General features: G+C 51.2%; 4 protein-coding genes and 1 pseudogene. 2 read left to right on the top strand and 3 right to left on the bottom strand.

The features are described from left to right. The coding region (locus RBA40_RS30455) for an RHS repeat-associated core domain-containing protein (protein WP_306652379.1) at positions 1-2,089 on the top strand (2,089 nt) is incomplete at its 5' end. A 469-nt stretch (positions 2,090-2,558) separates the two neighbouring features. Then, positions 2,559-2,711: pseudogene (locus RBA40_RS30450) on the top strand (RHS repeat-associated core domain-containing protein); the annotation flags it as partial. 336 nt (positions 2,712-3,047) lie between these two features. On the opposite strand, the gene RBA40_RS30445 reads toward RBA40_RS30450, so the two are convergent. The 3 genes from RBA40_RS30445 to RBA40_RS30435 form a co-directional block, all read right to left on the bottom strand. Next, positions 3,048-4,280, bottom strand: coding sequence for a hypothetical protein (locus tag RBA40_RS30445; RefSeq protein WP_306652377.1), 1,233 nt, complete (start codon positions 4,278-4,280; stop codon positions 3,048-3,050). Positions 4,281-4,578: 298 nt separating this feature from the next. Continuing rightward, a complete protein-coding gene (locus tag RBA40_RS30440; protein WP_306652376.1) occupies positions 4,579-5,670 on the bottom strand; it encodes a PIN domain-containing protein in 1,092 nt (363 codons plus the stop codon). A gap of 392 nt (positions 5,671-6,062) precedes the next feature. Then, positions 6,063-6,779 (bottom strand): PEP-CTERM sorting domain-containing protein, encoded by a 717-nt coding sequence (locus RBA40_RS30435; RefSeq protein WP_306652375.1) that lies wholly within the window; start codon positions 6,777-6,779, stop codon positions 6,063-6,065. Positions 6,780-6,819: the final 40 nt, after the last annotated feature.

The following is a 6,819-nucleotide window of genomic DNA, read 5'->3' as shown; positions in this document are numbered from 1 at the left end:
GACCATCAAGTATGGTTACGACGGCATCGACCAAGTGGCGACGGTGACGGATCCACGCAACCTGGAGACGCGTTATGGCGTTGACGGACTGGGTAACCGCAACGAGCTGGGAAGCCCCGATACGGGCCTGACCAAGTCGACCTACGATGCCGCCGGCAACCTGAAAACGCGCATCGACGGCCGCGGTAAGACGAATACCTATTTTTATGATGCGCTCAACCGCCTGACCCGGATCGACTATACGGGCACCGTCGGGACCACGTTCGAGTACGACGGTGACGCAAAGCTGACGCCGACTGCGGCTGGCAAAATAACGCGGATGACGGATGAATCGGGTTATACGACGTATACCTATGACGCATTCGGGCGGCTCGCGACCAAAGCCCAGACCACGACCGGCTTGGGGAGCTACACCAACACGCATACGCTTGCCTATGAGTACGATGCGGCCGGCCGGCTGGCGAGCGTGACCTACCCGAGCGGGAACCGTGTTAACTATGGCTACAACCCTGCGGGCCAGGTCGCCAGCATCACGCTGAACCCAGTGGCAGCCAACGGTACCGGCACCAACAGCAACAGCAGTATTGTTTTGCTGAACAATATCACCTACTCACCGTTTGGCGGCACCACCGGCTGGACATGGGGCAATAGCGTTCCAGCAAACCAGTACGCGCATGTGCGCACCTACGACCTTGATGGCCGGATCAGCAGCTATACGATGGGAAGCCCTTCGGCGAACGGCGTTGTACGCACGATCAATTACGATGCCGCCAGCCGCGTCAAGGGATACACCCATACCGGCACAGGAACGGCGCCCGTCCCTGCCAGTCTGAACCAGACGTTTGGCTATGACGAGTTGAATCGCCTGACCAGCTACAACGGCAACGGCACCAGCCAGACCTACGCCTACGATGCCAGCGGTAACCGCATCAAGGCTGGGTTCGGAGCGAACAGCTATACGAACACCATCGACCCGCTCAGCAACAAGCTGAGCGCGTCCACCGGCCCGGGGCCGGCAAAGACAAATCTCTATAACGGCGCGGGTGATCTGATGACGGGTGGCACCCACGTCGTCACTTATAGCGGCCGGGGCCGCCCGTACAGGAACGAGAATGGTGCCGTCACCACCCACCAGCTGTTCAACGGCCTGGATCAGCGTGTATTCCAGACTTACGGTGGTGGTATATTCGTCTATGACGAACAAGGACAGTTGGTAGGTGAGTACAGCTATCTCAACGGCAAGGCGACGCGCGAGACGGTGTACCTGGGCAATCTGCCGGTGGCAGTGCTGACGCAGACAGTGACAGGAACGGCACCTGCCCAAAGCACGGCGATTAACGTGTTCCATATTCATCCGGATCATTTGGGAACGCCACGGACGATCACGCGCCAGCTCGACAACAAGATTGTCTGGCGCTGGGACAACGGTGATCCGTTCGGGCTGACACCGCCGACCGAATATTTCAACGGATCAGGTACCTTTACATTCAACTTGCGCATGCCAGGCCAGTACTACGACCGAAGCACGAATCTGTTTCACAACTACCACAGGGACTACGATCCGCAGACGGGACGGTACCTCCAATCTGACCCGATCGGCCTCAACGGTGGTATCAACACATACGGTTATGTAGGCGGTAATCCTCTATCAAGAATTGATCCGTTGGGCCTCGAAACCATCCTTATTACGACTTATGACAAGGATTTCGGAATCAATTATGGATCACATTCTGCTTTATACATTAGCGGTAAGAATCCATATCTCTACGATCCTGCCGGCTCATACAATCCCAATAACCATCGTGGAACAGGTGGCGTCTTTTGGGGTGAAGATGCGGATTTAAACAAATATATCGCGTATCAGAAGTCGTTGGGAAGTGAAGTTCATCTTGTGAGAATTCCAACGACCAAAGCGCAGGAAGAGGAAATCCAGAATCGTGCCGATAACATCAGCGATCCCCGCGGATTTAGCTGCGCTGCATCAGTGTCGCAGTCTCTTGGAGGGGTTTGCAAGATAGGATCGAGTCGGTTCCCAGGCCGATTACATGACAAAGCGAAGGATGCGAATTGTGAAAAACCAAAGAAATAATCTACTTCAATACATAACCCTATTAGGCCTAATAATAGGAATGATGGGCGTTGCCATTTTTTTTGAATGGAAGCTCATTACGTCGTTGCTAAAACTTCGCGAAATGCGAGTTCCCTATATAACATTCTATCTAACATTAGTGTCCTTCGCGCTCGCAATTCACATCTTGCGAGGCCCGGGGCCGCTATGGAAATTCTTTGTATATGGAGCTCTCATTGGTCAGTTAGCAGCCACTGTCTCGCTTCTACTGGCAAATTTGTTTATTAAAAATGGGGTTGATCGCAATCTTCAAAGTCTTAAGCGAGACGGATTGTTCGAATTGCTTCTAATGGATTCGACTGTAGCTTTCGTGCTGGGCGGCTGGTTGATTGCCGGTGTAGCATTCGTAGCGCACGAGATATTGTCGCGACGCTACGTTCGGGCTGAAGAGTAGTAAAGATAGCGATCCTTTTAGCTCAGTGGAAAGCACCACAACTACCACAGGGATTATGATCCGCAGACTGGGCGGTATGTTCAGAGCGATCCGATTGGAATGAATGCGGGGATCAATACATATGGCTATGTTGGCGGAAATCCACTGACATATATTGATCCGTTTGGATTAAAAGGCACTAATAGATAAGGATTGCACTAGTGATGCAGCGGGTATAGAGGCCGTAAGTGAAATCAATGCTCAATCAATAAAAGTAGGATATGAATATGCAGGCAGAATATACAAAAAAGAGCGGCGGGACGTATGGCTATACAAAAGCAAAAACTGATGGCCTTATAGATGGATCGTTTCCGGGATGATGGCCATAAGGTACCAGCGCGCGATTAGCTTCCTAGCCACGCGCCCTTCGCCTTATCGAGGGTATTTAGCTTCAATAAATGCGCCAACTTCCTGCCGCGTTAGGACTCAGTCAGCTAATCCAGCTGTTGTTAGCTGGAATTTTGCGAATGTGTAAGCGAAAATCCTCTACTTGTCTTCATCATCCTTCTTTTTTTTGAAGATATCAAATTTACTCGCTACCTCAAGCACGCTGGTAACGTCCGACAGGTTAAACGGCGCGACAACAGTGTGTTCCTGAATCCCGTTTCCGAAATATTTTTTTATCAGTTCTTCGCGAATTGCATCTTTTTTGCTTTTTTCCATAAGCTCAATAAATGGTCCCAACGATGCAAGTTCCATTTCTGTTTGACGGGCGCGGTCGGCAGTAGATCTATGCCGTGCCGATTCCCGTGCAAGATACCATCCCGGTAAGGTGATCGTAATAGCAGTGCCTACCCGAACGAGCATGGAAAGCACAGTTTCTGTCGTATGTACCTGGTCAATATATTTGAAAAGAGAAATTATTGCCACAGTCACAGCCAGGGCAAAAACAATAATAGCCCCAGTTCTCAACCAGTTGGCCTGGGTCGTCTCCCTGTCTGCCACAATTTGATAATTTCCAGTCACCCCTGTATGCCCGAGAGCGGAGAAGAGTTTCGCAGCGTCAGCTTCATAATTTTTCAGGACTGCTAAAAAACGCTCTGCGTCGTCTATCGAGGTTTCATGTAATTTCGATGCGTCCACTGACCTGGCCTCCATCGCTGCATCGTGCTCTACTTTGCGCGCACGCTCTTCATCATGGTACTTGTTTTGCAGCTCTGCGACCGCAGCAGTTGCTTCCGTACGGAGCCGCAGTGCATCAGCAGTCATTAATTGAGTCGTGGCCTTCAGTTCGTTTGCCATCCCTGTTTGTGTTTCAATAATCTGCGTCGTCTCGGCATGTAGACGAGATAAGTCTTCCATGTTACGTTTTGCGGCTTGGTGATGCTCCGATAACATCTGGCTATATACCGTACCCGTTGTAGTTTCAGAGGGACGTGTAAATGTCCAAAGCAATGGCTGTATGTGCTGTGAAACAGTTGTGATGGCCGCTTCCAGGTGGTCGAGCCCGCGTGCGTGTCCATAGTTATCGACGTACGTAGCAACTTGTTGTAATTGAGCGCTTAGTTGTGCTAACCCCCATAGACTGATCAGTTCAGGAGGCGTAGACGCTAAGTAACTTTCAATAACGTGCACAACTGAAAAAATCTCATTAATGCTGTGTCGGGCGCTTTCCGGCGAATTAGTTAGCGTTTCTTGAAATAAATTAGTTTCGCGGAAATGATTCATCTGGAGGATAACTTGATGAATCGAATGGCTTCTTAAGTCTTCTGGGGTCATAAGGGTATCAAACAGAGGTGGGCGCCTAGGCGGATGCAAATATTCTATATTGAAAATAGCCTTGAGCCGCAGCAACCGAGGATTTTTCTTGTTTCTTGGCGTGTCCCTTCATGAACGCGTGATTACCGCCCTAATTGCGCGTTGTCGTATCTATTCCTTAGTCCGTTTTGCCCGTGCGGCGCTAGATACCCAGTTTAAGCATTATCCGGTGGCCAAAAATAAAATGGCGCCCATGAACGAAGTCGGAGAGGCGAGAAGTGGCCTGCCTCATAAGCGTCGCTAACTATTCATCAGTGTTTCAATCTTGATATGGATCTTGATCTTCTGGAGCAGGACCAAGCCCAAAGACCTGAACAGCCGTATCCACCAGGGCGTTATCTATCTCGTGCTCATCCTCCTCTAGTAGTGCTTTGAAAAATGAGTAGACATCGGCATCGGAAGCAATCCATAGAATTTGGTTATTAGAAAAGGCTGCTCGGAAAAGACGTTCCACGTCCTCCTTAGTTAGCGCTGTTCGGAATTCTTCCAGCTTGTCGATCGCAATGTGTGTATCAATAAACCTTTCACTATTTACCAATTTTTCGATAGCCTTGTTTTTTTCTTCAGCAAACGCGTGTGCAATTTCCTGATGAACAAGCACCATCTCTTCGTTGGTGGGATGCATGAAATCCGCATCAGGATCGGCATATTCGACGACGTTTGATTCTCCATTCACTGTACTCGCGTGTTTGATCAAAAATGGACGGATTTCACTGTATATATGTAGAGCGCCTTTCTTCTGCTGCAACCATTCCTTTTGCAAGAACGGGCGAGGCATATTGGAGTCCAAAATCGAGGCGAAATCTCCATCTTTAGAGACTATGTGCAAATCGCCGGGAGGGACGTTTTCCAATAAATATTCCCAGTTATATTGATCGCCCATGCTTCCGGGTTTACCGGGTGGATTACCTTTTTCAGCCCGTTCCTTGGCCCGCGCGAAAATATTAGCTCTTTCGGGATAAACATTCGCCTTTTCCTTGAGTTCAATCATCAACTTGTCAGCCAACAACGTATGGTTGGCGGCTTCCGAAGAAGCCTGGTTTATCATTGAGTTGCGTGCCCTAATAGCGATTTGAACGGCGTCAGCATATTCTTTAGCTTGTGCGTAATCGAGCATGTGCCGGGGAATCTGAGTGGGGCAGCTTTCCTTTTTAAAGATGTCAGCCGAGTCCTTCAAAACTCGTTCTCGATTACGCTCAAGCTCATTGAGAACCTGTTGGGGCAAATGCAGCGTCACATTTCCGGCTTTTAAGTTTTCGATGAGCGCCCTTAACTGACTTAGGTCATCTTTCGAATAGTGATAGAACTTTAAGAACACATTAGTGTCTATAAAAAGATGCGTGGATAGCATGAAAGATGTCCGGCTGAGTTAAGGATTTTGATTAGTGTACGCGTAAACGCGGCTCACAACCGTCATGTGACCGTGCATCCTGAAGTTTTGCTGAACGCGTGATTAGATCCCTATCCGCGCGCGTGTTACTCACGCTGCGTGTTTAGCAGGAATATTTTTTTCGATCTCCTGCTAAACAAATTGCCACTTCTAGTGGTGGTGCTGCCCACAGGCGCGCCAAAGGGAAGGTGTAGGTCGTCGCCGACATTGGTAGGTAACGTCGTGTTCAACGTAGGCGGCGAAGCCAAGGACGGAGCGGCGCCGGCTCCAGCCAAGACCGGCGCGAAGCGGGAAACGGCCACGAAGTAGGGCGGACGCCGGGGCGCAGTGGCCGGTCTATCTGAGTTCCAGCCTCAGCCCTTGCGACGGGCTTTGGCCCGTGCGGCGGCCCCCACGGTCAGCAGGCCGACGGCAAGCATCGCGTAGCTGGCAGGCTCCGGTACCGGGGAAGGCGGCCGCACGGCGAGTGAAGTCAGGGTCCCCCAGGTGCTCAGGCTGTCGCCGTTTGCGTCCGGGGAATACCCGTAGAGAATTTGCGACCATTCGGCGGCCGCCAAATTTAGGGACTGCGGTGGTGCATCAGTGGCCAGCAGATCGCCATTGGTGTCGCCCAGGCTGATCCGCATAGACTCGCTGCCGTAATGCCCGCTCGTGGCCTTACGGAACGTGCTGCCCATAAAGCTAAAGGAGTCGCCATACGGCTTATTCGATACGCTGAAACCGGACTCGTAGAAGGAACCTTCGGAGGCGAAGCTGTAGCCGCTCCGGTCCATGCTAACACTGCCGATATTGTTCAGCGATCCGCGGTATTCGACCGTCTGATACTCCGGCCGCCAGTCATAGGTTGGTGTATCGAGGTCGATGGTGAACGAGCCGCGCTGCGTGTCGCCCGCCGCGATTTCGTTGCCATCGATGGAAATCAAAGGCACGTCGATGGTGGCGTACCCGGTGCTGGCCCCGTAGCGGGTGGTTTTATTGACCACGGCGGTGTAGTCGAAGGTAACCAGTTTGGCGTGCGCTTGGCTGGCGACGACGCCGGCCAGGATCATTGTGACGAGATAAGCGCGCATGGGCATTCCTTGAATGGTGATTAAAGTTGTCATTTTAACT

The organism is Massilia pseudoviolaceinigra, from assembly GCF_030846505.1.
Lineage (GTDB): Bacteria > Pseudomonadota > Gammaproteobacteria > Burkholderiales > Burkholderiaceae_D > Telluria_A > Telluria_A violaceinigra.
Note: the sequence above shows the minus strand (reverse complement) of the source record. Positions and strands in the feature narration are given on the sequence as shown.

Bases quoted from the DNA above. Each gene is read 5' to 3' on its own strand.
- RBA40_RS30445 (WP_306652377.1), bottom strand. From the start codon at position 4,280: ATGACCCCAGAAGACTTAAGAAGCCATTCGATTCATCAAGTTATCCTC.
- RBA40_RS30440 (WP_306652376.1), bottom strand. From the start codon at position 5,670: ATGCTATCCACGCATCTTTTTATAGACACTAATGTGTTCTTAAAGTTC.
- RBA40_RS30435 (WP_306652375.1), bottom strand. From the start codon at position 6,779: ATGCGCGCTTATCTCGTCACAATGATCCTGGCCGGCGTCGTCGCCAGC.